General features: G+C 73.3%; 20 protein-coding genes. 17 read left to right on the plus strand and 3 right to left on the minus strand.

Annotation, left to right across the window (positions count from 1 at the left end; genetic code table 11):
• The first annotated feature begins 73 nt into the window (after positions 1-73).
• Positions 74-2,785, plus strand: a complete 2,712-nt coding sequence (gene fxsT / locus GA0070213_RS32730; protein WP_425412801.1) for an FxSxx-COOH system tetratricopeptide repeat protein — start codon at positions 74-76, stop codon at positions 2,783-2,785.
• 49 nt (positions 2,786-2,834) lie between these two features.
• Here the strand turns inward: fxsT and GA0070213_RS04070 are convergent, their stop codons facing one another.
• Together GA0070213_RS04070 and GA0070213_RS04075 are read right to left on the minus strand one after the other, a co-directional pair.
• Positions 2,835-4,676: an HEXXH motif domain-containing protein gene (locus tag GA0070213_RS04070; protein ID WP_091057385.1), complete on the minus strand. Its 1,842-nt coding sequence runs from the start codon at positions 4,674-4,676 to the stop codon at positions 2,835-2,837.
• A 25-nt stretch (positions 4,677-4,701) separates the two neighbouring features.
• A complete protein-coding gene (locus GA0070213_RS04075) occupies positions 4,702-4,881 on the minus strand; it encodes a hypothetical protein (RefSeq protein ID WP_091057388.1) in 180 nt (59 codons plus the stop codon).
• A 118-nt stretch (positions 4,882-4,999) separates the two neighbouring features.
• Between GA0070213_RS04075 and GA0070213_RS04080 the strand changes: the two genes are divergently transcribed.
• The 6 genes from GA0070213_RS04080 (at position 5,000) to GA0070213_RS04105 (ending at position 13,495) form a co-directional block, all read left to right on the plus strand.
• Positions 5,000-6,025: an esterase/lipase family protein gene (locus GA0070213_RS04080; protein WP_091057393.1), complete on the plus strand. Its 1,026-nt coding sequence runs from the start codon at positions 5,000-5,002 to the stop codon at positions 6,023-6,025.
• 161 nt (positions 6,026-6,186) lie between these two features.
• Positions 6,187-6,657, plus strand: a complete 471-nt coding sequence (locus tag GA0070213_RS04085) for a hypothetical protein (RefSeq protein ID WP_175441216.1) — start codon at positions 6,187-6,189, stop codon at positions 6,655-6,657.
• Positions 6,657-8,207, plus strand: coding sequence for a hypothetical protein (locus GA0070213_RS04090; RefSeq protein WP_091057396.1), 1,551 nt, complete (start codon positions 6,657-6,659; stop codon positions 8,205-8,207). Before GA0070213_RS04085 ends, GA0070213_RS04090 begins: the two co-directional genes overlap by 1 nt.
• Complete coding sequence (locus tag GA0070213_RS04095; RefSeq protein WP_091057400.1) at positions 8,204-9,532, plus strand: VWA domain-containing protein; 1,329 nt, start codon at positions 8,204-8,206, stop codon at positions 9,530-9,532. The genes GA0070213_RS04090 and GA0070213_RS04095 overlap by 4 nt, the downstream gene beginning before the upstream one ends.
• 13 nt (positions 9,533-9,545) lie before the next feature.
• On the plus strand, positions 9,546-10,658 hold the full coding sequence (locus GA0070213_RS04100) for an ATP-binding protein (RefSeq protein ID WP_091057404.1): 1,113 nt from the start codon (positions 9,546-9,548) through the stop codon (positions 10,656-10,658).
• Positions 10,655-13,495, plus strand: coding sequence for a DUF5682 family protein (locus GA0070213_RS04105; RefSeq protein WP_091057408.1), 2,841 nt, complete (start codon positions 10,655-10,657; stop codon positions 13,493-13,495). The genes GA0070213_RS04100 and GA0070213_RS04105 overlap by 4 nt, the downstream gene beginning before the upstream one ends.
• Here the strand turns inward: GA0070213_RS04105 and GA0070213_RS04110 are convergent.
• Positions 13,482-13,814: a cupin domain-containing protein gene (locus GA0070213_RS04110; protein WP_091057411.1), complete on the minus strand. Its 333-nt coding sequence runs from the start codon at positions 13,812-13,814 to the stop codon at positions 13,482-13,484. The genes GA0070213_RS04105 and GA0070213_RS04110 overlap by 14 nt on opposite strands.
• 104 nt (positions 13,815-13,918) lie before the next feature.
• Here GA0070213_RS04110 and GA0070213_RS04115 point away from each other — a divergent pair, with 104 nt between their 5' ends.
• From GA0070213_RS04115 to GA0070213_RS04160, 10 genes are all read left to right on the plus strand, one after another.
• The gene (locus tag GA0070213_RS04115) at positions 13,919-14,299 is read left to right on the plus strand and encodes a YccF domain-containing protein (RefSeq protein ID WP_175441190.1); all 381 of its coding nucleotides are present in this window, start codon (positions 13,919-13,921) and stop codon (positions 14,297-14,299) included.
• A gap of 239 nt (positions 14,300-14,538) precedes the next feature.
• Positions 14,539-15,261: an FkbM family methyltransferase gene (locus GA0070213_RS04120; protein WP_175441217.1), complete on the plus strand. Its 723-nt coding sequence runs from the start codon at positions 14,539-14,541 to the stop codon at positions 15,259-15,261.
• 225 nt (positions 15,262-15,486) lie between these two features.
• The gene (locus GA0070213_RS04125; protein ID WP_091057417.1) at positions 15,487-16,488 is read left to right on the plus strand and encodes a LacI family DNA-binding transcriptional regulator; all 1,002 of its coding nucleotides are present in this window, start codon (positions 15,487-15,489) and stop codon (positions 16,486-16,488) included.
• 121 nt (positions 16,489-16,609) lie between these two features.
• A complete protein-coding gene (locus tag GA0070213_RS04130; RefSeq protein WP_091057421.1) occupies positions 16,610-18,289 on the plus strand; it encodes an ABC transporter substrate-binding protein in 1,680 nt (559 codons plus the stop codon).
• Positions 18,290-18,376: 87 nt separating this feature from the next.
• Positions 18,377-19,504, plus strand: a complete 1,128-nt coding sequence (locus GA0070213_RS04135) for an ABC transporter ATP-binding protein (RefSeq protein WP_091057424.1) — start codon at positions 18,377-18,379, stop codon at positions 19,502-19,504.
• Positions 19,501-20,478: an ABC transporter permease gene (locus tag GA0070213_RS04140; RefSeq protein WP_091057428.1), complete on the plus strand. Its 978-nt coding sequence runs from the start codon at positions 19,501-19,503 to the stop codon at positions 20,476-20,478. Before GA0070213_RS04135 ends, GA0070213_RS04140 begins: the two co-directional genes overlap by 4 nt.
• 4 nt (positions 20,479-20,482) lie before the next feature.
• Positions 20,483-21,517: an ABC transporter permease gene (locus tag GA0070213_RS04145; protein WP_091057432.1), complete on the plus strand. Its 1,035-nt coding sequence runs from the start codon at positions 20,483-20,485 to the stop codon at positions 21,515-21,517.
• Entirely contained in the window at positions 21,514-22,521 is a 1,008-nt protein-coding gene (locus tag GA0070213_RS04150; RefSeq protein ID WP_091057436.1) for an ABC transporter ATP-binding protein, read from the plus strand. The genes GA0070213_RS04145 and GA0070213_RS04150 overlap by 4 nt, the downstream gene beginning before the upstream one ends.
• 34 nt (positions 22,522-22,555) lie before the next feature.
• Entirely contained in the window at positions 22,556-23,965 is a 1,410-nt protein-coding gene (locus GA0070213_RS04155; RefSeq protein ID WP_091057441.1) for a GH1 family beta-glucosidase, read from the plus strand.
• 125 nt (positions 23,966-24,090) lie between these two features.
• Positions 24,091-25,977: a lectin gene (locus GA0070213_RS04160; RefSeq protein WP_245716250.1), complete on the plus strand. Its 1,887-nt coding sequence runs from the start codon at positions 24,091-24,093 to the stop codon at positions 25,975-25,977.
• Positions 25,978-26,105 lie beyond the last annotated feature (128 nt).

The following is a 26,105-nucleotide window of genomic DNA, read 5'->3' on the forward strand; positions in this document are numbered from 1 at the left end:
GGCGTGGGGGCCGGTGCTGTCCGACCCGGACGGCACGCCACTGGACCGGCCCGGCCCGGCCGCGGAGGTCGAGGTGGCGGTGCTGGGCGCGCTCTCCGGCCGCTACCTGGGGCGGGCCCGGCGGCTGCGGAGCGCGCTGGAGCGGGACACGCCGGACGAACGCGACGTCCGCGACACTCCCGCATCGCGGGGCACGAATGTCATCATGGACGGAGGCGAAGAAGCCGACGTCCCCCGTAGCGTCCCCGCTGAAGGAGCCGGATTGTCGACGACCCCAGTGGACGCCAGCACCCCCGGCCGGACTCCCGCCGTCTGGGGCAACGTCCCGCCGCGCAACCCGAACTTCACCGGCCGCGCCGACCATCTGGCCATGCTGCACCGCCAGATCCAGGGCGGCGCCACGGCGGTGCTGCCGCACGCCCTGCACGGCATGGGCGGCGTCGGCAAGTCGCACCTCGCCGTGGAATACGTCTACCAGCACCAGGGCGAGTACGACCTGATCTGGTGGATCCCGGCCGAACGCGCCACCCAGATCGGCGCCTCGCTGGTCGAGCTGGCCCACCGGATGAACCTGACCGCCGGCCCGGACATCGGCAGCGCCCGGCTGGCGGTGCAGGAGGCGCTGCGGACGGGCCGGCCCTACCCACGCTGGCTGTTGATCTTCGACAACGCGGAGAGCCCGGAGGTGCTGCTGCCCTACCTGCCGACCGGCGGATCCGGCAGCATCATGATCACCTCCCGTAATCCGCAGTGGGCCACCATGGCCCGCACCCTCGAGGTGGACGTCTTCACCCGCGCCGAGAGCGTCGAACTGCTGCGCCGGCGCGGCCCGGAACTCACCGACGAGCAGGCCGACCGGCTGGCCGACGCGCTCGGCGACCTGCCGCTGGCCCTGGAACAGGCGGCCGCCTGGCGTGCCGAGACCGGCATGCCGGCCGAGGAATACCTGCGGGTGTTCGAGGAGAAGCGCGTCGAGCTGCTCGAACAGGCCCCGCCGATGGACTACCAGCTCCCGGTGGCCGCCGCCTGGAACGTCTCGCTGGACCGGCTGGTCGTCGCCAACCCGGCCGCCTTCCGGCTGCTTCAGGTGTGCTCCTTCCTGGCCCCCGAGCCCATCCCCCGCACCCTGTTCAGCGGCGCGCAGAACGCCGACATCCACCCCGAGCTCAACGGCGCGCTGCGCGACCCGATGCGGCTCGGCCGGGCGATCCGCGACATCAACAGGTACGCGCTGGCCCGGGTGATCCACCGGACCAACTCGATCCAGATGCACCGCCTGATCCAGGCGGTGCTGCTGGACCGGATGAACACCGCCGAGCGCGACGCCATGCGGGCCAGCGCCCACCGGCTGCTCGCCACCGGTGACCGCAACGACCCGGACACGCCGGCCAACTGGCCCAGCTACGCCGACCTCTACCCGCACGTGCTGGTCTCCGGGGCGGTCGAGTCCGCCCAGGGCTGGGTGCACCAGCTCATCTACAACGAGGCCCGCTACCTCTACTGGTGGGGCGACATGGAGGCGTCGCTGGAGTTGTCCCGGCACGCCTACGACACCTGGCGGCAGCGGCTCGGGGAGACCGATCCGACCACCCTGCGGATCGGCCAGTGGCTCGGCTTCATGCTCTACCGCCTCGGCCGGCACTCCGAGGCCGCCGAGCTGAACACCCGGATCCTGCGGGCCCACGAGAGCGCCACCCACGAGGACACCGAGGAGTTGCTCAGCGCGCTCGGCGCGGTCGCCGCCGACCTGCGCGTCGCCGGCGACTTCGCGCAGGCGCTCGAGATCGACGAGGACGTCTACCGCCGGCACGTGGTGCTGCTCGGCGAGGACGACCCGAGCACCCTCAACGCGGCCCACAATCTCGCGGTCAGCCTGCGCCTGACCGGCGACATGCGACGGGCGTTCGCGGTCGACCGGGCCACCTACGCGCACCGGGTCCTGCTGTTCGGCGAGGACCACGCGCAGACCCTGGAGTCCCACCTCAACCTCATCATCGACCGGCGCGAGCTGGGCGAATACCTGCCCGCCCGGGCGGAGATGCAGAACGTGGTGGACCGGCTGCCGCTGGTCTGGGGCAGCGCGCAGACCCAGACGCTGCTGGCGCGGCGCCGGTTGGCCTCCGCGGTGCGCAAGGCCGGTGACCACGTCACCGCCCGCGCCCTCTCCCAGGAGGTACGCGACGGCTTCGCCGCCCGCTACGGCGCGGGCCACCCGGACACCCTGCTCGCCGCGTTCGGTCTCGCCGTCGACCTGCGCGCCACCGGTGACCTGGCGGCCGCGGCCCGGCTCAGCGAGGAGATCGGCGAGAGCTACCAGCGGCTCTTCGGCGACGACCACCCCTACACCGTGGCGGCCCGGGCGAACGCCGCGATCGTGCACCGGCTGCGCGGCGACGCGGGGCTCGCCCGGTCGGTCAACGAGTCCGGTCTGGCCGTGCTCACCCGCCGCCTCGGCCCGGACCACCCGCTGGTGCTGGCCGCCTCGATCAACCTCGGCAACGACCTCTACGTGCTCCAGGACCACGGAGCCGCGTACGAGCTGGACCGGGCGACAGTGGACCGGGCGCGGGAGGTGTTCGGGCCGGAGCACCCGACCACGCTGATCGCGCTGGGCAACCTGGCGATGGACCTGATCGCGTTGGAGCGGGTGGCGGAGGGGCGGGCGCTGCTCGACGAGATCGGCCCGACGTTCCACCGGACGCTCGGCGACGCCCACCCGGCCACCCGCGCCGGCCTCGACCCGGCGGTGCGGGGCGACTGCGACCTCGACCCGATGCCGTTGTAGCCGGCCCGGCCTCGGTGGCGGCTCGCGTACCGCCACCGAGGCGGGCGGGTCACCCGACGGTCGGCGCCGGCCCGATCCAGGCCGCCAGGTCCACCGGGTCGGTCGGCGTCGCGGCGGCGAGGCGGCGGTGCACGGCGCGGACCAGTTCGGGCCGGCTCCGCAGCGCTGTCGCCGCCTCGTCGAGCCCCAGGGCGGCGCTGGTCAACGCCAGCCCGGCCCACGCCGACGGGGTGTCCGAGCCGCCGGTCAGCTCCCCGAGCAGCAGCTGGTGCGCGTGCGCGGTGTCACCGGCGGCGTAGGCGAGGTCGGCCGGTCCCGCCCCGGTGACCCGTTCACCGACCGCCGACGGGTCCTTGCGCAGCCGTTCGAAGCCCTCCGGGTCGGTGAGCCGCCACAGCAGCAGGACCGCCCGGGTGTCGAGCCGCCGCGCGGCGGCGTCCGCCACGACCGGCGGATCGGGGTAGTCCACGGCGGGTCGCGCCGCGCCGGCCTGCCAGGCCTCGGCGAACACCCGCACCACCGCCGGGTCGGGGTGTCGGTGGTGCAGCCGCCACTGGGCCCGGTGGTCGTCGACCGCCGCGTCGGCCGCGGCGAGCACCTCCGCCGGCACCGGCTCGGACCACCAGGTGGCTGCGGTGCCGGCCAGCCCGTCGAGCAGGTGCCGGCCGACGTCGGTCAGCTCGGGCCGGGCACGCAGCATCTCCAGCGTCGCGGCGACCTGCCGCCGCCACCTGGCGAACTCGAAGTGCGCCACCGGCCCCCCGACGCCGGTGGCCACCGGGCGGTACGCCCGCCAGAACTCGGTGATGCCGACGAACGCGTACACGCCCTGCAGCAGGCCGCCCAGCGGGCGCGGGTCGTCCCGCCACGGCGCGTAGAGCCGGTGCGGCGGCTCGGCGGTCAGCAACGGCGTCAGGTGCAGCAGGCCACCGAGCTTGATGTGCTGGAACTCGTGCACCAGCGTCACCGCCAGCTCCGGCGCGTCCTCCGGCTCCGAGATGAGCATGCTGCCGAAGGCGTCCCCGGCCGACGCGCTCATGGTGCGGAACCGCTCCGCCGGGCGTTGCGGCACCACCGAGAACAGGCCGCGGCCGATGGGCGCCGCACGCTCCGGGCAGACCCGCACGAGCAGCTCCCACGCCTGGGTGAGCAGCGTCCGCCAGCGGTCGACGGTCGCGACCGTGTCCAGGTCCGGCGGGGTCGGGCTGCGCAGGTTGCGGTACGGGTCGAGGAAGTCCAGGCCGACCGTCAGCGTCTGGCCGCCGGCCTCGGCCCGGACGGTGGGCAGCGCGAACCAGCCGTCGGCGCCGCCGCCGGCGGCGTCGACGGCGACCCGGTGACCCTCCAGCGAGACGGTCGCCGCGCCGTCGGCGCCGGCCACCTCGGCCACCGTCCACCGCGACGTGGCCGGCAGCACCGCACCGCCCAGTGTGGGCAGCGCGGCGAAGCCGTCGCGGACCGGCACCCGCACCGCGAACGACAGGCCGGCGCGCAGGCCGGCCACGGCCGCGAGGGCGTGCAGATAGCCGAGGTCCGCCCAGAGCGGGCCGTCGGCGGTGACCGTGGAGCCGCGTAGCCGGCGCAGCACGTAACCGGCCCAGGTGCCGACGTGCGGATGCGCGATCAGCCGGTCGACCTCGGCCGGGGCGCGGCGTTGCGCCGCCACCAGCAGCGCCCACGCCTCGGCCACCGGCGGCAGCGGACCCGCCACCTCCGGGGTGCCGGCCACCGCGTCGAGCACGGCGCGCAACTGCAGCAGCCGCCAACTGTGCTCGGCGGCGAGCAGTTCCTCGACGGTGTCGGCGTCGCCGCCGCCGGCCGCCAGGACCCCGAAGTGGTGGCGGGCGAGCCGGTGCCGGACCAGCTCATCCGTCGGCTGCGTGACGGTCATGCTTCCTCCACCCGGGTGGGCGAGATCAGTCGAGTCGTTGCGGATTGTAACCACTGGTGATGCTCTCGGGATCGTCGACACGGCGCAGCAACCGGCCCATCACGGGGCCGAGAATCTCCTGGTCAAGCTCGGGAAGCCGGGCGAGATCGACGGGGTTGAGATCGATCAGTTCCGAGTCGACGTCGACAGCGTACGGTTGATTCACGGGGAGTCATTATCCATAGTGGCGGGCCTCCGGGACGGTCGGTGGGCCGAAGAATCGCCGCGTGGCGCGGCGACTCGCGCCGCCCCGCCACCGTGCGGCGCGATGCTAGCGTGACGTCGTGGCCAGAACCACCGTGGTGTTCGTCCACGGCTTCCTGTCCTCGGATCGGGTGTGGACCGCGTTCCGCGACCTGATCCGTGCCGATCCCGCGCTCGACGACGTCGAGACACACGCCTTCCGGTACGCCACCTCGCTGCTGTCCTGGCACCCGCTGCGGCAGGTGCCGACGTTCGACGAGGTCGCCGACGGGCTGCGCACGTTCCTGCGGCACGATCTGGCCGACCGGTCCCGGCTGGCGCTCGTCACGCACAGCCAGGGCGGCCTGGTGGCGCAGCGGGCGCTGGCCCGGATGCTCACCGACGACGACGCCGACCTGGCCCGGATCCGCCTGCTGCTGATGTACGCCTGCCCGACCGCCGGATCGGACCTCGGGCTCTCCGCGCGCCGGGCGTTGCTGCGCGCCAACCCGCAGGAGCGGCAGTTGCGGCCGCTGAACGCCGCCGTCCTCGACGCCCAGCGCGCCGTGCTGCACCGGATCGTGCACACGGCCGAGCCGTCGACGCGGGTGCTGGCGTTCGCGGGCGAGAGCGACGCCGTGGTGCCACCGGCGTCGGCCCGCAGCGTGTTCCCCGACGCCGGCGTGCTGCCCGGCGACCACTTCACGATCGTCCAGCCCGACTCGCCGGCGCACCGGTCCTACGTCGTGCTGCGCCAGGAGCTGCGGCGCCTGGCCCGCGCCGACGACCGACCGCCGGCGACCCCGCTCCCCCGACCGCGCGCCGGCGGGGACGCGCCGTCGCTTGGCGCCGACGCCGAGCTGGTGGACCTGCTGCTCGCGGTGCCGGGGATGACCGACCCGGCGTTCCGCGCCCAGGCGTACGCGCGGCTGCCGATGCGCGTCCGCGAGCAGCTGACCCGGCCCGGCCCGGCCCGCTTGGAGCTGCTCGCCGCGCTCGACACGCTGCGCGACCACCGGCACCTGGCACCGGGCCGGGCGCTCGCCGACGCCCTGGCGGCCCTGGTGCCGGAGCACCCGGTCGTGGTCGAGCTGCGAACCCGGCTGGTGGCGCTCGACGCCGGGTGAGGCCGACGCGCTCCTGTCGTACCCGTGGTCCATGATCCTTGTCGTCACAGCGGCACGGATCACGGGCCGGCGACGGCGTTCCGGCGTGCCCGGTGCCGGCCGTCGGCGGGGAGGTCGAAACGATGACGGAGCCGACGGACGCCTCCTGGCGACGGCGGAGCGTGCTGCGGGTCGCACCCCCGGCGCGCGCCCGCAAGCTGGCCAAGGTGCCCTTCGTGGAGTTGGCCGACGGGCGGCTGCAGGGGGTGGTGTCCAGCGGGTCCGACGTGGAGCGCGTCTACGTCTCCTCGGTGACCGCCGGCAGCCACGCGGTCAACTGCAGCACCAACAACAACCGGCCCTGCGGCGGCCTGCGCGGCAGCCTGCTCTGCAAGCACCTGCACGCGCTGGCCGACGAGGCCGTGCTGCAGTACGGCGTCGACCAGGTCGCCCGCTACCTGCGCGTCGACGTCGGCGACGGCGTCGACAGCGGCGCCGACCTGCTGGCGCGCACCGAGGCGAGGCACGAGCCCGGCCCGGCGGCGGTGGTGTTCAGCCGCTTCCTGCGCCACCTGGCCTACCTGGAGGTCCCGCCGAGCGCCACGCCGGTGCCCGAGCTGCACTGGTTCCCGGCCACGGCGGGGGTGCGCTGATGCTCGCCGCACAGCTCACCCAGCTCCACGACGACGCGCCGGCCGGGCTGGCCCAGGCGCTCGCCGTCGTCGACGGCGTCGACGACACGCTCACCCGCGGCCTGGCCCGCGTCGCCGAACCGGACGCGGCCGCCTGGGCGGCGCTGGCCGAGGCGGTCGGCGGCACGCCCATGGCCGCGCGGGCCGGCGAGGCGGTGCGCGCCGCCACCACCGGCGCGCTCACCGAGGAGCACCTGACCGTGCTCGCCGGCGCCCGTGCCGCGCTGCTCGGCGCCGTCCACGACGCGCTGCTGGACCGGCTCGACACCACCCTGCACCGGTCCCGTGTCCCGTGGGCCGCCGCCACCGGCACCCCGCCGGACACCACCGACGCAGGCGCGCCGACCGGGGCCACGGCCCCGGGCGCGCCCACCGGCACCGCCACGGGCACGGCGGCGGACGCCATCCCGGGCGCGGCGGCGGTCGCCACGGCCCCGGGCCCGCCGATCGGCACCGCCACGGGCAGGCCGGCGGACGCCGCGCCCGCCCGCGCCGGCGCCCGGGCCTGGCTGCACGAGCTGACGCTCACCGGCTGGCGCGGCGCCGACCACGAGCTGCTCTCCGGCGCCGCCGCGCCGGTGGAGGCCGCGCTCGCCGCGCCGGCGCTGCGCCGCCTCGCGGTGCTGCTCGACGGTCTCGCCGCCGAGCTGCGCGCCGGCCTGCCGGTGACCGACCCGGCGCGGCTGCCCGCCCGCCGCTGGGCCGACCTGTGGACCCGGGGCGTGCTGCTCGCCGCCGGCGCCGCCGCCGAGGCCACGGCGCCCGAGCAGGTGTCCGGCCGGCTGCTGCCGCTCGGCGTCGACGTGCACGAACACGACACCGCGTTCCAGGCGCAGCTGCACGCGCTGCTCGAACCGGCCGGCGGCGGCACGCCCCGGCTGGTCCGGGTCACCGTGGGCGCGGCGAAGGTGGCCACCATCGTCGGCCCGGCCGGCTGGCGGCTGCTGGAGGCCTGTCCGGTGCTGCTCAAGGCGCTGGCCGAGCGGCGGAGCATGACCGTCACCGACCTGCCGGCGTACGGCGGCGACCTGCACTGGGTCGACGCACGCGCGGAGCTGGCCGAGCCGGCCGACCCGTTCGCCACGGCCCGGGTGCTGCTCGCCGGCGCGACCGCCGCCGCGACGCCGCCGCTGCAGCGGCACCCCGCCGCGATCGCCGAGCCGGTCCTCGTCGAGGGCCGGGTCGTCCGTGACGCCGCCGGTGACCTGGTGGTCGACCTCGACGGCGCGGTGATCCCGCTGGCCGCCGACCGGCTGCCGGCGGCCGGTCCGCTCACCCCGACGCTGCTCGCCGCCGCCACCGCCTGCCTCGGCCTGCTGCGCTGGGACGACGACCGCTGGCTGCTGCAACCGCTCGCCGTGCGGGCCACCGTCAAGCGGCAGGCCGTCGAGGCGCACAACGGCGACTGGGCGTGCGGCGTCACCGACACGAAGGCCGCCAAGGCCGAGGCCAGAGCGGGCGACGCGGTGGCCGTGCTGCGCGAGCGCGCGGGACGGCTGCTGCGCCGATGACCGACGACGACCGCGCCCACGCCAACCGCCGCCAGGTGCTCTACTGGCGCCTCCTCGCCCGCCTGTTCAGCCCGGACGAGCAGCCCGCCCTGGAGTCCGCCAGCGTCGCCGTGGTCGACGACCTCGGCCTGCCCGCCGCGCTGCTCGACCCGACCGTCTCCGTCGACACCGTCGTCCAGCGCTTCCCGGCGCTCGCCGACGAGCTGCGCGACCTGCTCGCCGCCGACCGGGAGACCCCGACCGGCGCCGAGCCGTTCCACCCGGCCGAGGCCGAGGTCCGCCGCGCCGCGCTGGCGTCCAAACTGCTGCTCAACGTGTTCGCCACCGGCACCGGCGAGGTCAGCGCCGGGCAACTGGCCCGCTGGCAGGCCGACGCCGGCTGGTTCGAGCAGGCGTGCGGCGTCGCCCCCGGCGAGCTGCGCCGCGACGGCACCGGCCTGGGCGCCACCCTCGCCGGCCTCGAGGGCGACCTGGTCCGCCGGATGCGGCTGCGGGAGGTGCTCGCCGACCCGGCACTGGCCGCCCGGCTCACCCCGAGCATGTCCCTGATCGAGCAGCTCCTGCGCGACAAGGCGAACCTGTCCGGGGTGGCGCTGGCCAACGCCAAGTCGCTGATCCGCCGCTACGTCGACCAGGTCGCCGAGGTGCTGCGCACCCAGGTGGCCCAGGCCACCGTCGGCGCGGTCGACCGGTCGGTGCCGCCCAAGCGGGTCTTCCGCAACCTCGACCTGGACCGCACGATCTGGCAGAACCTCACCAACTGGAGCCCGGACGACGAACGCCTCTACGTCGACCGGCTCTACTACCGGCAGACCGCCCGCCGCACCACCCCGGCCCGGCTCATCGTGGTCGTCGACCAGTCCGGCTCCATGGTCGACTCGATGGTCAACTGCACCATCCTGGCCTCGATCTTCGCCGGGCTGCCCAAGGTCGACGTGCACCTGATCGCGTACGACACCCGGGCGCTCGACCTCACCCCCTGGGTGCACGACCCGTTCGAGGTGCTGCTGCGCACCAACCTCGGCGGCGGCAACGACGGCCCGGTCGCCATGGCCCTGGCCCGCCCGAAGATCGTCGAACCGCGCAACACCGTGTTGGTCTGGATCTCCGACTTCTACGAGTTCGACCGCTCGCAACCGCTGTTCGACGGCATCGAGGCCGTGCACCGCTCCGGGGTGAGGTTCATCCCGGTCGGCTCGGTCAACAGCTCCGGACACCAGAGCGTCAACCCCTGGTTCCGGCAGCGCTTCAAGGACCTCGGCACGCCCGTCATCTCCGGCCACATCCGCAAGCTCGTCACCGAGCTCAAGAACTTCCTCACCTAGGAGAGCACCCCTGATGTCCGACATGCTCCGCGCCCCCGCCGAGGTCAAGTACGCCGACGAACTGGCCTACCTGGAATCCGTCGACACCGGGCCGAAGCCGTTCTCCTGGCGACTGAGCCCGCGCATGGTCCGGCTGTTCGTGCTCGGCTCCGAACGCGCCGACGGCCTCGACCGGGAGATCCCGCAGAAGTGGTTCGGCGACCGCAGCTTCGTCGAACGCAGCATCGTCACCCTCGCCTCCGACCGCGGCCTGCTGCTCATCGGCGACCCCGGCACCGGCAAGAGCTGGCTCGCCGAGCTGCTCTCCGCCGCGATCTGCCGCAATTCCACCCTCGTCGTGCAGGGCACCGCCGGCACCACCGAGGACCACATCAAATACTCCTGGAACGTCTCCATGGTCATCGCCCGCGGCCAGTCCCGCGAGTCGATGATCCCCTCGCCGATCATGACCGCCATGGAACAGGGCGTGATCGGCCGCTTCGAGGAGCTGACCCGCTCCACCAGCGACGTGCAGGACGCGCTCATCTCGATCCTGTCCGAGAAGTACGTCTCCATCCCGGAGCTGGACCACGACAACATCGTCTTCGCCCAGCCCGGCTTCTCGATCATCGCCACCGCCAACAGCCGCGACCGGGGCGTCAACGACCTGTCCTCCGCGCTCAAACGGCGGTTCAACTTCGTCCGCATCCCGGTGGTGACCAACAAGCGCAGCGAGGCCGAGATCGTCCGCTTCCGCACCGAGGAGCTGCTGCGCCGGCACCGCATCGAGCTGGAGGTGCCCCCCACCCTGCTCGACATCCTGCTGCAGAGCTTCGCCGACCTGCGCGCCGCCGCGTCCGCCGCCACCAGCGACGACGAGAAGCTGGAGTCGGCGCTGTCCACCGCCGAACAGATCGGCGTGCTGGAGGACGCCGTGCTGCACAGCCAGTTCTTCGGCGACCGCACGCTGCGCGCGGCGACCCTCGCCGGCTCGCTGGTCAGCTCGCTGGCCCGCCGCAGCCCGGAAGACCTGGCCATCCTCAACAAATACCTGCACGGCGTCGTCGAGCCCCGCGCCAAGGCCGACGGCGGCGACTGGGACGGCTTCCTCGACGGCGGTCGCCAGGCGATCGCGTCGCTGGCATGACCGCGCCCGCCCCGACCGGCGTCTTCGGCGCGCTGCGCGAGCAGCTCACCGACGCCGCCGCCGCGTTCGCCGGCTCACCCGACGCGTTCGCCGGGATCCTCGCCGGCATGGTCGACGACGTCGACCGGGCACTCGGCGAACGCCTCGAGATCTTCCCCGTCTGCCACCACTCCCCCGCGTCCGCGCTGGCCATGGCCCGACGGCTGCGCGCCCGCCCACCCCGGGTCATCTACCTCGAACTCTGCGAGGACCTGCGGCCCCTCCTCGACGAGCTGCGCAACTGCCGCCTGCCGGTGGCCGTGCAGGCGTTCGCCACCGAACTCGACGGCTTCCCCGCCGAGTGGAGCCCGCTGAGCGTCATCGCGCCCGTCACCGAGGCCTCCGCGGAATACCAGGCCATCGCGTACGCGCTGGACACCCCGGGCGTCGAGCTGGTGCTGGTGGACCGCTCCACCGACCACGTCTACCAGTGGGCCCCCCGCGACGACCAGCCGGCCGGCCCCCACCCGGCCCCGACCGCCGACGAGGACGCCGCCCTGCACGGCGACGCGGTCGGCGTGGAGATCGGCGACCTGCGCCCCCGCTTCGCCGAACTCGAGTCCTACCTGCTGCACCACGGCAAGGTCCGGCACTGGTCGGAGTGGTGGGAGCAGTATGTCGAACGCCCCCTCGCCGACGCCGACCACGACACCTACCGGCAGGTCATGGTGCTGATCGGCAGCCTGTTCCGCCGGCTGCGCCCGAGCCGGTCCGCCCGCGACGACCGCGACGAGGACCGCGAGCGCCACATGTGGACCCGGATGCGCCAGCACCTCGCCGCCACCGGCGCCGACCCCGCCGACTGCCTCTACGTCTGCGGCGCCTTCCACGCCGCCAGCCGCGTCGAACAGTTCGGCCTCGACTCCACCGCGCCGGACTTCCCGATCAGCCCTCGCACCGGCACCCGCTGGCGCTACGGCCTCATCCCGTCCAGCCACTCCGCCATCGAGGCGCAGTTCGGGCTCGCTCCCGGCACCGTCTCCATCGCCGCCGCCAACTGGACCGCCGCGCTCGGCCGCACCCGGGTCACGCCGTTCCGGCTGGCCGGGCAGCAGACCGGGAAGAAGGGGCGCCGATCCCGCGCCGTCACCGCGCCCGCCCCGTCCGACGTGACCACCGACCGGCTCACCGGCTTCCTCGCCGCGCCGCCCACGCTCGACGAGCTGGACGAGGCCGAGCTGCGCGGCTGGTGCGTCGACATCGTCCGGCTCGCCCGACGCAACGGCTACCTGGCCAGCACCGCCGACGCGATCGCCGTGTTCGAGACCTCGATCCTGCTGGCCAACCTGCGCAACCGGGCCCGACCCACGCCGTACGACTTCGCCGACGCCGCGGTCACCTGCATCGAGAAGGACGTGGTGCCCGGCCGGCGCGACGTCCGCCGGCTCTGCGAGATCCTGCTCGGCGGCGACCGGATCGGCCAGGTCGGCTACGACTCCCTGCCACCGCTGGCCCGCGACGTCCTCGACCGGCTCCGCCCACTCGGCCTCGACCTGGAACGGCGCACCGTGCAACGCGCGCTGCTCGACCTGCGCGGCGACCCGGCGCGGGAAGCCTGCTCCGACCTGCTCTGGATGCTGCGACACCTGCTGCCCGCCGACGCGGTACGGCCGATCATGGGCGAACGCCGCCTCGGCCACCGCTCCACCCAGGAGAGCTGGGACCTCGCCCTCGGCCGCAACCAGCGCGCCCTGATCGAGCTGGGCTACGAGGGCGTCACCGTCGAGCAGGTGCTGGAGCAGCGGCTGCGGCGCGCGGTGCGTGGCCCGGACGCCACCGCCGCCCGCGCGCTCGCCGCCGTCGAGGACGCCATCCGCCTGCTGGACAGCCCGCGCCTGGTCGACGAACTCGGCGCGCGGGCGGTGGAACTGCTCGCCACCGAACGCACCGTCGACGACGCGCCGGAGGTGCTGCGTCGCATCCGCCGGCTGCTCGCCCACCACCGCACCACCGCACCGGCGCTGCCCGCCTGGTGCCGGGCGTTCGTCACCACCGGCTACGCCCACTACTGCACCCTGTTGCCCACCGCGTTCGTCGACGAGACGACAGGTGTCCGCCAGGTCGGCGCGATGCTCGGCTTCCTGTTTCACCTGGAGAGCCTCGCGCTGTCGCTGGGCTGTGACCGGTCGCAGCTCGAACTGGCCGTCGCCCAGGCCCACCCCGAGGCGCCGGCCAAGCTCGCGCTGCTCTGGGCCGCACGCCACCACCTCGGCCTGCTGCCGCTGGCGCACCTGCGCGAGCGCTGCGCCGACCTGCTGGCCAACCCGCTGGTCGTACCGGCGTTCCCGCACTACCTCTCCGGGTTCGTGCACGCCCTCGACCCGGTGCCGGGGCTGGCGCCGTTCGTGGTCGAGACCATGTCCGCCGCGTTCGCCCGGCTGCCCGACCCGGTGCTGCTGCCCTGGCTGCCCACCCTGATCACCACGCTGCGCGAACACGGCCCGGAACTGGTGCCGCTGCTGGTCCGCGAGGCGGAACGCACCTTCCCCGCCACGTTGCCCGCGCTGGACGGCTGGACGCCCCCGTGGGCCGCCCAGCCCGCCGCGTCGGTCTCGCCCCCGACCGGGTCGCCGGCCGCCGGCCCCGGGCCGGCGCACGGGCTGCTCGTCGCGCACCCGGAGGCGGTCGACGCGGTGGCCGCGTTGCTCGGCTGCGACGCGCCGTGGCACTCCCCCGCCGCGCCCGGCCCGCCCGGTGGCGGCGGAGGCTCGCCGCTGGTGGCCGCGCACCCGGACACCGCCCACGCCGTGGCGGCCCTGCTGGCACCGCCGGGTCGGCCCGAGCTCAGTGCGGGGTGACCAGGGGCCGGCTGTTGTCCACGAAGTAGGAGGAGAGCATCCGGGTCTCGACGTCGCCGACGTTGCGGGCGTTGTGCACGACGTCCGGCGGGATCAGGAACGGCTCTCCGGCGCCGACGGTGAGCGAAGGCCGGTCGTCGAATTCCATCACGATGTCGCCCTGGATCAGGTAGCCGACCTCCTCGCCGGGGTGGCTGTGCCGCCCCGACTCGTGGCCGACCGGGATCCGGAACAGGGTCTGCACGATCAGCCGGCCCGGCACCTCGGCGTGGGCACGCTGCAACTCGGTGCGGACGACGCCTTCGGTCGACGGTCCCATGACGGCGTGCTCCTCTCCGGGCGGCGGGCCGGGTAACGGCTTCGACGGTATCCGGGAACGGCCGGGCCTTCTGGGCACTTGCCGGCGGCAGGCACCATGGAGTGGTGATCCGCTTCCTGCTGAACCTGTTGTGGCTCGTCTTCGGTGGCGGTTTCGTCCTGGCCCTGGGCTACGGCGTGGCCGCCCTGATCTGCTTCGTCCTCGTCGTCACCATCCCGTTCGGCGTCGCCTCGCTGCGCCTCGCCCTGTACGCGCTCTGGCCGTTCGGCCGCACGCTGGTGCCGAAGCCGGGCGCCGGCGTCCCGTCCGGCCTGGCGAACGTGCTCTGGGTGCTGCTGGCCGGCTGGTGGCTGGCCCTGTCGCACATCCTCGCCGGGGTCGCGCTCTGCGTGACGATCATCGGCATCCCGTTCGGGGTGGCCAACTTCAAGCTGGTCCCGGCCGCGCTCTGGCCACTCGGCCAGGAGGTCGTCGAGACTCCCTGACCCGGCCGCATCCGACCGTCAGCCACCCTCCTTCTGGCGCCTGCCGAGCTGACGTCAGCAACGACTCGGGTCGCCCGAGGGGGTCGATCCCCAACGCGGTCACATCCTCTCAAGCATCCTAGGAGGATAGTGTGGTGCCGGGGCGGGCGAATGCGACTCGCGTTCGGCGACGGGTGACTACCGTCGGTGGGGTGGTGGGTCGGGACGGGGTGATCGAGGAGCTGAAGGCGGATCCGGCGATGTCCGGCCTGCGCCGTTCGCTGGACTTCTACCACGGCGATCCGGCGCGCGAGGCGGCACTCGACGCGTTCTACGCGCCGCTGGTCCGCGCCGGCGACCTGGTCCTCGACGTCGGCGCGCACGTGGGCGACCGGCTGGCCAGCTTCCGCCGGCTCGGCGCGCGGGTGGTGGCGGTGGAGCCGCAACCGCTGTGCGCCCGGGTGCTGCGCGCGCTGCACGACGGCGACGACACCGTGACGGTGCTGGAGGCGGCCTGCGGACCGACCGCCGCACCGGTCCGGCTGCACGTGAACTCCGTCAACCCGACCGTCTCCACCGCTTCCCGGAGTTTCGTCCGGGCGGCCGGGCACGCCGCCGGCTGGGAGGGCGAGACCTGGGACGGCGAGATCGAGGTCGCCGGCACCACACTGGACGCGCTGATCGACACGTACGGCGTGCCGGCGTTCGTGAAGATCGACGTGGAGGGCTTCGAGGACGCCGTGCTGGCCGGTCTGAACCGGCCGGTACCGGCGCTGTCGTTCGAGTTCACCACGATCGCCCGGGAGTTGGCCGGACGCTGCCTGGACCGGCTCACCGCGCTCGGTTTCACCGCGTTCACCGTGGCGCTCGGCGACGAGATGACGTTCGCGCTGCCGAGCTGGCGGCCGGCGACGGAGGTGGCGGCTTACCTGGACGCGCTGCCGCACGAGGCGAACGCCGGCGACGTGTACGCGCGGAGCTGACGTCCGTCCACATCGGATGACCGTCGTCCGGCCGTATTGACGCTGCTCACCGGCTTGATCGACACATCCGCTGCCCGGCCGCTTTTTTCAAGGGTCGAACTTAGTCATGTTTCGTTACCGGCTCGTTATTGACGTGACCGGCGCCACTTCGGTTGACTGCCACGGAACCGCTACCGCAACCGGTTCCGAAACACCCTCCTCATCCCTGCGACCCGGGAGCGTCACGTGCCGATCACCATCGCCGACGTCGCCACCCGGGCCGGGGTGAGCAAGACGACCGTCTCGCGGGTGCTCAACGGCAAGGGCGAGGTGCACATCCGCACCGCCGACCGGGTCCGTGCGGTGATCAGCGACCTCGGCTACGTGCCGAGCGCCCGCGCGGTCGGGCTGGCCCGCGGGCGCACCCGGGTGGTCGGCATGCTGGTGCCGGCGCTGACCTGGCCCTGGATGGGCGAGGTGCTGCAGGGCGCGGCCGACGCGGTCGAGGCCGAGGGCTACGGCATGCTGTTGTTCACCTGCACCCACGGCGACGAGTCGATGCGGCGGTTCGCCTCCCAGGTCTCCGCCAAGTCCTTCGACGGCCTGCTCGTGGTCGAACCCGAGGGCACCCTCGACTACATCACCGGCCTGCACCGGCGCGGCCTGCCGGTGATCCTCATCGACGACCGCGGTCACCAGCCCGGCTTCCCGTCGGTGCGGACCACCAACGAGGACGGCGCCCGGGCCGCCGCCGCGCACCTGCTGTCCCTGGGCCGCCGACGGCCGCTGGTCATCACCGGCCTGCGCCGGTTCGGCTGCACCCGGGAACGGCTCGCCGGCTTCGCCGGCGGGTTCGCCGACGCCGGCGTACCCATCGCGCCGGAACGGGTCGTGGAGGGCGACTTCACCTTCGAGTGCGGGCGCGCGGCGGTGCGCCGGCTGCTCGCCGACGGCGTGCCGTTCGACGCGGTCTTCGCGCACAACGACCTCTCCGCCGCCGGCGCGTTGCAGGCGCTGCGCGACGCCGGCCGGCGCGTCCCGCAGGACGTGGCGGTGGTCGGCTTCGACGACCTGCCGCTCGCCGGGCACACCCATCCCCCGCTGAGCTCGGTGCACCAGCCGCTGCGGGAGATGGGCACGGCCGCGGCCCGACTCCTCATCGCCCACCTCACCGGCACACCGCTGCCCGACACCCCGACCGTCATCCCGACCGGCTTCGCCGCCCGCGCCTCCACCCGCGTCACCTGAGCGCCACCCCGCCGCACCCGGCGACCCGCCGGCGGGCAGCCAGCCCGCCGGTGCACCACCGCACACCCTCCATCCACCACATCCCGCCCGAGGACACGCGGGACCACCGAGGGAGACCTCCATGAGAAGACGGCAACTCCTCGCCGTCGCGCTGGCCGGCGCGATGGTCACCACCACGGTCGCCGCCTGCGGCGACAGCCCGAACGCGAACAAGAAGAGCGGCCAGGCCGCGACCGTGCTGAACGTCGGCATGCCCAACGGCCCGCAGGCGGAGAACAACAACCCGTTCCTCACCACCTCGGCCGCCGCGTCGCTCGGCTACCGCTGGCAGATCTACGAGCCGCTGATGATGTGGAACCCGGTCAAGCCGGCCGAGCCGTTCAAGCCGTGGCTGGCCACCAAGGCCGAGTGGTCCGCGGACTACAAGTCGGTCAAGGTGACCGTCCGCGACAACGCCACCTGGTCCGACGGGCAGAAGGTCACCGCCGAGGACGTGGCGTTCACCTACAACCTGGTGAAGAAGTTCCCGGCGCTCAACGACCAGGGCGTGCCGTACACCGACGCGACCGCGAGCGGCAACGACGTCACCATCACCATGTCCAGCCCGCAGTTCGTCAACCAGCAGAAGGTGCTGTGGCGGGTGCCGATCGTGCCCAAGCACCTGTGGGAGAAGATCGCCGACCCGACCACCGACCCGGTGAAGCAGCCGGTCGGCAGCGGCCCCTACACGCTCAAGTCGTTCACCCCGGCCACCACCACGCTGACCGTGCGCGACAAGGGCTACTGGCAGGACGCGCCGAAGGTGAAGGAACTGCGCTTCACCTCGTACACCGACAACAGCGCGCAGACCACGGCGCTGGCCAACGGCGAGTCGGAGTGGAGCTTCGTCTTCATCCCCAACTACCAGACCGTGTTCGTGGCCAAGGACCAGAAGAACCACAAGGTGTGGGCGCCGCCGGTGCTGGGCATCCACGGCCTCTACCTGAACACCACGAAGAAGCCGTTCGACGACCCGACGCTGCGCAAGGCGATGAACATGGTCGTCGACCGGGCCGACATCTTCACCACCGCCGAGGCGGCGTACTTCCACCCCGAGGTCAAGAGCGTGACCGGCCTGCCCAGCCCGGCCGGTGACTCGTTCATCGCGCCCGAGTACAAGGGGCAGGAGCACAAGGTCGACGTCGAGGGCGCCAAGGCGCTGCTCACCGGCGCCGGCTACAAGCTCGACGGCACCACGCTCAAGGACAAGACCGGCAAGCCGGTCACGATCAAGCTGACCGACCCGGCAGGCTGGTCCGACTACCAGACCAGCCTGGAGATCGTGAAGGACAACCTGTCGAAGATCGGCATCGCGGCGACCATCGACAAGGCCAACCAGGACGCCTGGTTCCGCAACGTGGAGCAGGGCAACTTCGAGGCCACCTTCCGCTGGACCGAGAGCGGCGCCACGCCGTACGACATCTACCGGACGATCATGGACGGCCGGGTGCTCAAGCCGATCGGCACCGCGTCGCCCGCCGGCAACTTCGGCCGGTTCGACGACAAGGCGGCGACCGACGCCCTGGTCTCCTACGCCAACGCGACCGACGACGCCACCCGCACCACGGCGCTCGCCACGCTGCAGAAGATCTTCGTCGAGCAGACGCCGATGATCCCGGTCGGCGCGGACAACATCGGCGGCGCGTACAGCGCGAAGAACTGGACCGGCTGGCCGGACGACTCGAACCCGTACGGCGCGCTGCAGCCCACCCAGCCCAACGCGGTGGACGTGGTGCTGCACCTCAAGCCGACCGCCGGCTGACCCGGTGCCGCCTCCCCGGCCGGCGCGCCCGCCGGCCGGGGAGGCGGACCCCGCCCTCGCCCCGGCAACCCCAGACAGGAATTCGGCATGACGACGACCGAGAGCGCCCCGGCGCCGGCCGACGAGGTGGTGCTGGAGGCCGTCGGCCTGACCAAGCACTTCCCGGTCCGCCGGCGGCTGCGCGACCTCCTCTCCCGGACCCCGACGGTGGTGCACGCCGTCGACGACGTCTCGATCGCGCTGCGCCGCGGCCGGGTGACCGCGCTGGTCGGCGAGTCCGGCTCCGGCAAGTCCACGGTGGCCCGGCTGCTGGCCCAGCTCTACCCGCGTACCGGCGGCGACATCCGGCTGCACGGCGCGTCGATCCGGGTACGCGGCGGCCGCCGCTTCCGGGCGTACGTGCGCCGGGTGCAGCTGATCCTGCAGGACCCGTTCGCCTCGCTGAACCCGGTGCACACCGTCCGCTACCACCTGACCCGGTCGCTGCGCATCCACGGCAACGCCGGGACCGGCCCGGACGGGCTGGAGAAGGCGCTCGCCGACCTGCTCACCCGGGTCAGCCTCACCCCGCCGGAGCGCTATCTGGACGCGTTCCCGCACGAGCTGTCCGGCGGCCAGCGCCAGCGCATCGCGATCGCGCGGGCGCTCGGCGCCGACCCCGAGGTACTGCTGGCCGACGAGCCGGTCTCCATGCTGGACGTCTCGATCCGCCTCGGCGTGCTCAACCTGCTCCAGGACCTGAAGGACCGGCTCAACCTGGCGATCCTCTACATCACCCACGACATCGCGTCGGCCCGCTACTTCGCCGACGACACCATCGTGATGTACGCCGGCCGGATGGTCGAGGGCGGCGACAGCGAGACGGTCACCCAGCGGCCGGCGCACCCGTACACCCGGTTGTTGACCGACTCGGCGCCGGATCCGGAACGGATCACCGGCGCGGGCGGCGACGCCGACGCGGCGACCGAGCGCGGGCACGGGGAACCGCCGAGCCTGATCCGCCCGCCGGCCGGCTGCCGGTTCCACCCGCGCTGCCCGCACGCCATGCCCCGGTGCACCACCGAGCTGCCGCCGCCGATCCCGGTCGACGACCGGCCCGGGCACTGGGCGGCGTGCTGGCTGTTCGACCCGGCCACCGTCGCGGCCGAGAAGACCGGGACCGCCGCCGCGACCCCGACAGCCGGCGCCACCGCCGGGCAGGAGGCGGCCCGATGAGGTTCCTGCTGCAACGGGTGGCGTTCTACCTGTTCACCGCGTGGGCGGCGATCACCCTCAACTTCTTCATTCCGCGGATCGTGCCGGGTGACCCGGTGCAGTCGCTGATCTCCCGCAACCAGGGCCGGATCAGCGCCGACGCGATCGCGTCGCTGCGGGTGCTGTTCGGGCTGGACTCCGACCGCAACCTGTGGGAGCAGTACGTGGCCTACTGGGGCCAGCTCCTGCACGGCGACCTGGGGTTGTCGTTCACGTTCTTCCCGGCGCCGGTGTCCGAGGTGATCGGGAGCAGCCTGCCGTGGACGGTCGGGCTGGTCGGCGTCACCACGATCGTCAGCTTCCTGCTCGGCACCGCCCTCGGCGTCGGCGCGGGCTGGCGGCGCGGGTCGTGGATCGACGGGCTGCTGCCGGCCACCACGTTCCTCTCCTCGATCCCCTACTTCTGGCTGGGTCTGGTGGCGATCGCGTTGTTCGCCGGGCCGGGCAGCTTCTTCCCGTCCTCCGGCGGCTACGAGCCGGGGCTGGTGCCGGCATTCGACGCGTACTTCATCCCGAGCGCGTTGCAGCACAGCATCCTGCCGGCGGCGACCATCCTGGTGTCGTCGATGAGCGGCTGGATCCTCAGCATGCGCAACATGATGGTCACCGTCTCCAGCGAGGACTACATCACCGTCGCGCACGCCAAGGGGCTCTCCGAGCGCCGGGTGGCGCTCAGCTACGCCGCCCGCAACGCGCTGCTGCCCAACGTCTCCGGTTTCGCGCTGTCGCTGGGCTTCATCGTCGGCGGCACCCTGCTGGTGGAGATCGTCTTCTCCTACCCGGGCCTGGGGTTCCAGCTCTTCCAGGCCGTCGGCAGCAAGGACTACCCGCTCATGCAGGGCATCTTCCTGATCATCACGATCTCGGTGCTGGTGGCGAACCTGCTGGCCGACGTCGCGTACCTGCTTCTCGACCCGCGGACCCGAAAGAGCTGAGCCGATGACAATCTCCCCGTCGAGCATCGAGCAGGTCATCCCCGGGCAGGGCGCGATGGCGCAGCCGTCGGCCCGGGCGCGGCGACGCCGGTTCCGCTTCGTGGCCAACGCCAAGGCCGCCACCGGGCTGGTCGTCCTCGGCGTGTACGCGCTGCTGGCGGTGATCGGGCCGTGGATCGCGCCGTACGACCCGGACGCGCGGAGCGCCGACGTGCTCCAGGCGCCGTCGACCCGGCACTGGTTCGGCACCACCCACCTCGGGCAGGACATCTTCAGCCAGATCCTGGTCGGCGCGCGCAGCGTGATGGTGGTGGGGCTGATCGCCGGCGTGCTGGCCACCGTCCTGTCCATCCTGATCGGGGTGACCGCCGGCTACCTGGGCGGCGCGGCCGACGAGAGCCTGTCCGCGCTGTCCAACGTGTTCCTGGTGATCCCGGCGCTGCCGCTGATCATCATCGTGGCGTCGCTCGTCGACCAGGCCGGTGACCTGCTGGTCGCGCTGATCATCGGGCTCACCTCGTGGGCGTGGGGGGCCCGGGTGCTGCGGGCGCAGACCCTGTCGCTGCGTCGCCGGGACTACGTGGAGGCGGCCCGGGCCACCGGCGAGCGGACCTGGCGGATCATCGGGTTCGAGATCCTGCCGAACCTGACCGCGATCATCGCCTCCGGCTTCGTCGGCACGGTGATCTTCGCGGTAATGTCGGAGATCACCCTGGCGTTCATCGGCATCTCCTCGGTCAGCTCCTGGAACTGGGGAACCATCCTGTTCTGGGCGCAGGGCCAGCAGGCGCTCGCGCAGGGCGCGTGGTGGTGGTTCGTGCCGGCCGGGCTGGCCATCGCGCTGCTCGGCACCGCGCTCGCCCTGATCAACTTCGGCATCGACGAGTTCGTCAGCCCCCGGTTGCGCACCGGCGGCCGGACCCGGATCCGCACCGCCGACGGCCGCACCGTGCGGATGCGGGTCGGCTTCACCCCGGTGCTGGCCCCGAGAGCGGCCCCCGTGCCGATGCAGGACACCCGAGAGGACCGGACCTCATGAACGGCAAGGTGCTGGAGATTCGTGGGCTGTGCGTCGACTACGGCATCGGCGCGGACGCGGTGCGGGCGGTCCGCGACGTCGACCTGACGCTGCACCGCGGCGAGGTGCTCGGCCTGGCCGGGGAGAGCGGCAGCGGCAAGTCCACCCTGGCGTACGGGCTGACCCGGCTGCTGCCACCGCCCGGCGTGGTCAGCGGCGGCCAGGTGATCTACCACCCGGCCGAGGGCCCGCCGGTCGACGTGCTGACGCTCAGCCCGGCCCGGCTGCGGGAGTTCCGTTGGGCGGAGACCTCGATCGTGTTCCAGGGCGCGATGAACTCGCTCAACCCGGTGCACAAGGTCTCCACCCAACTCCTCGACGTGATCAGGGCGCACGAGCCGACGAGCACCGCCGCAAGCCGGCTGGCCCGCGCCAAGGACCTGCTGCGCCTGGTCGGCATCGCCGCCGACCGGCTGGACAGCTATCCGCACCAGCTCTCCGGCGGCATGCGCCAACGCGTCATGATCGCCATGGCGCTGGCGCTGGAGCCCCAACTGGTCATCATGGACGAGCCGACCACCGCGCTGGACGTGGTGATGCAGCGGCAGATCCTCGGCCAACTCGCCGAGCTGCGCGAACGCCTCGGCTTCGCGGTGCTGTTCATCACCCACGACCTGTCGCTGCTGGTGGAGTTCTCCGACCGGATCGCCATCATGTACGGCGGCCGGATCGTGGAGGAGGCACCCGCCGCCCGGCTGTACGCCGAGCCGCTGCACCCGTACACCGAGGGGTTGCTGCACTCGTTCCCGGCGCTGCGCGGGCCACGCCGCGAGCTGACCGGCATCCCCGGCTCCCCGCCGGACCTGCGCGCCATGCCGGCCGGCTGCGTGTTCCACCCGCGCTGCCCGAAGGCGTTCGAGCCGTGCGACGAGCGGGTGCCGGTGCTGGGCCCGCCCGGCGTCGACGATCCGACGCGGGCGGTCGCGTGCTGGCTGCACCCGGCCGTCGCCCCCCTGCCCCGCTGAAGAGTCCGAGCCCACCGCTACCGCGAGGAGAACCATGGACACCGACCTCAACCGCCCGAGTGTCGATCAGGCCGACCCGATCGACACGCTGCCGCCGACCTTCCGGTGGGGGGTGGCGACGTCGTCGTACCAGATCGAGGGCGCGGTGGCCGAGGACGGCCGCACCCCGTCGATCTGGGACACCTTCTGCCGGGTCCCCGGGGCGGTGGCGAACGGCGACCACGGCGACGTGGCCTGCGACCACTACCACCGGATGCCGCAGGACGTGGCGCTCATCGCCGACCTGGGGCTGGACACCTACCGCTTCTCGGTGGCGTGGCCGCGGGTGCAGCCGGGCGGGCGCGGGCCGGCGAACGCCGCCGGGCTGGCCTTCTACGACCGGCTGGTGGACGAGCTGCTCGACCGGGGCGTCGACCCGTGGGTGACGCTCTACCACTGGGACCTGCCGCAGGAGCTGGAGGACGCCGGCGGCTGGCCGAACCGGGACACCGCCTACCGCTTCGCCGACTACGCGGAGCTGGTCTTCGCCGGGCTCGGCGACCGGGTCCGCACCTGGACCACGCTGAACGAGCCGTGGTGCTCGGCGATGCTCGGATACGCGTACGGCGACCACGCCCCGGGCCGGCGGAACCTGGGCGACGGCATCGCCGCCGCCCACCACCTGTTGCTCGGGCACGGGCTGGCCACCCAGCGGCTGCGCGCGGCGGCGCAGGCGCCGATCGAGCTGGGCCTGACCGTGAACCTGGCCACCGCCGACCCGGCCACCGACAGCGCGGCGGACCGGGACGCCGCGCGGGCCGCGGACGGGCTGGGCAACCGGCTCTACCTGGACCCGGTGCTGCGTGGTTCCTACCCGCAGGACGTGATCGCGGACCTGGCCGCGGAGGGCGTGGAGATCCCGGTGCGGGACGGTGACCTGGAGGTCATCGCCACGCCGATCGACGTGCTCGGGGTGAACTACTACTTCGGGCAGCTGCACTCCGGGGTGGACGAGCAGGGCCGCGAGCGCGACGCCGACGGCAAGCCGGTGCGCCGGGTGGTCCGCCGGGACCTGCCGCGCACCGCGATGGACTGGGAGATCGTGCCGGAGTCCTTCACCGACCTGCTGGTGCGCCTGCACCGGGACTACCCGGGCGTGCCCATGGTGATCACCGAGAACGGCGCGGCGTTCGACGACGAGGCGGACGCCGACGGGTTCGTGGCCGACGACGACCGGGTCTCCTACCTGACCGAGCACCTGCGGGCGGTGGCCCGGGCCCGGCAGGCGGGCGCGGACATCCGCGGCTACTTCGCCTGGTCGCTGCTGGACAACTTCGAGTGGGCGTACGGCTACGACAAGCGGTTCGGCATCGTGCGGGTGGACTACGACTCGCAGCGCCGCACGCCGAAGCGCAGCGCGCTGTGGTACCGCGACACGGTGCGTCGGGTGCGCGGGCAGCGCTGAGTCGACGGTCCGGGCGGCCGCGCGGGAGTTCTCCCGGGCGGCCGCCCCTTTTTTTCACATCTTGACATAAGGGCGGAACAACGGTTCGCTCATTCGTGGATGTCAATTCATTGGAAGGAGCATCCGTGTCCCCCACCACCGTTGCCCGCCACGCCGGCCGCGTCGCCCTGACGCTCTGCCTCACCGCCGGCGCCCTCGTCCCCACCACCACCGCCCACGCCGCCGGCGAGACCGTCGACGTCTGGCTCACCACCACCTCCGACGCCGGCGGCGGCCGGACCGTCACCCGCGGACTGCAACAGCAGAGCCCGCTGAGCTTCGCCACCACCAGCCCCGGCGCCACCCGCACCATCACCGTCGACGAGAACACCCGCTACCAGCCGTTCGAGGGCGCCGGCGCGTCCATCACCGACACCACCGCCCACCTGCTGCGCGGCGGCGCAGTCAGCGCGGCCACCCGGGACGCGGTGATGCGCAAGCTGTTCAGCCCGACCGACGGCATCGGGCTGTCGTTCGTGCGCAACCCGATCGGCGCGTCCGACCTGTCCCGCCCCGGAAACGTGTCCCTCGACGACACCTGCTGCGACCTGAACGACTTCGGCGCCAACGGCTACGACACGAACGTCGAACTGCTCACCGCGCAGGCCCGCCAGCTCAACCCGGCGCTGCGGGTGATGGTGGTGCCGTGGAGCGCGCCCGCCTGGATGAAGGACAACGGCCGGATGGACCAGATGGGCTGGCTGAAGTGGGAGTACTACGCCACCTACGCCCAGTACTTCGTCAAGACCATCCAGGCGTACGCGGCTCGCGGCGTGCACGTCGACTACCTGTCGGTGCAGAACGAGCCGAACTGCTGCCAGTCCGGCAACCCCACCGCGATGGACTACCCGGGCATGAGCTGGAACTCCTCCGGCCTGGCCGAGCTGACCAAGAACTTCGTCTACCCGGCGTTCCGGGCCGCCGGCATCACCACCAAGGTGCTGGTGCACGACTGGAACTACGGCGACTACGCGACCCTGGGCTCCGGGGTGCTCGGCGACGCGGCCGTCCGCACCGACCCGCTCTTCGGCGGCATCGCCTGGCACGGCTACTTCGGTGACCCGGCGGTCGGCAGCCAGGTGCGCGGCCAGTATCCGGCGGTGCCGCAGTTCAGCACCGAGCACTCCGGTGGCACCTGGATCACCAACCAGCACAACGAGGACATGGCCGACATCGTCACCTACGCCCGGAACTGGAGTCGCAGCGTGGTGAAGTGGAGCCTCGCGGTCAACCAGAACATGGGCCCGCACAACGGCGGCTGCGGCACCTGCACCGGCCTGATCACCGTGCAGGAGGGCGGCGCCCGGGCCGGCCAGGTCGACTACACCGTCGAGTACTACACCACCGGGCACCTGACCAGGTTCGTCCGGCCCGGCGCGACCCGGATCGACTCCACCGCCGACGCCACCGTGCCGAACGTCGCCTACCGCAACCCGGACGGCTCCAAGGCCCTGCTCGCGCACAACGGCGGCTCGTCGGCGCAGTCGGTGAAGGTGGTGTGGGGCGGGCAGTCCTTCACCTACTCGCTGCCGGCCCGCACCACCGCCACGTTCACCTGGTCCGGCACCCCGTCCGGCGGCGGCACCGCGCCGACCGGCCCGGTCACCGGCATCGGCGGCACGTGCCTCGACGTCACCGACAACGCCACCGCCGACGGCACGCCGGCGCAGATCTGGAGCTGCACGGGCGGGGCCAACCAGCGCTGGACCCGGGCCGCCGACGGCACGCTGCGCGCGCTCGGCAAGTGCCTGGACGTGGCCGGCGGGGGCACCGCCGACGGCACCCGGGTGCAGCTGTGGACCTGCAACGGCAGCGCCGCCCAGCAGTGGACCTGGACCGCCGGGCGGGACCTGGTGAACCCGCAGGCGAACAAGTGCCTCGACGTCACCGGCAACACCTCCGCCGACGGGACGAAGACCCAGGTGTGGAGCTGCACCGGCGGCGCCAACCAGAAGTGGACGCTGCCGTCCTGAGCCGACCGGTCGGGCCGGCCGCCGCGCCGGCCCGACCGGTCACCGGCCACGCGGCCGGTGCGCCTGCGCGGCCCGGACCGCCGGCTCGGCGACGGTCACCGGCCACGCGGCCGTCGCGCGGGCGCGAT

Origin of the sequence: Micromonospora humi (assembly GCF_900090105.1) — a bacterium.
Classification (GTDB): domain Bacteria; phylum Actinomycetota; class Actinomycetes; order Mycobacteriales; family Micromonosporaceae; genus Micromonospora; species Micromonospora humi.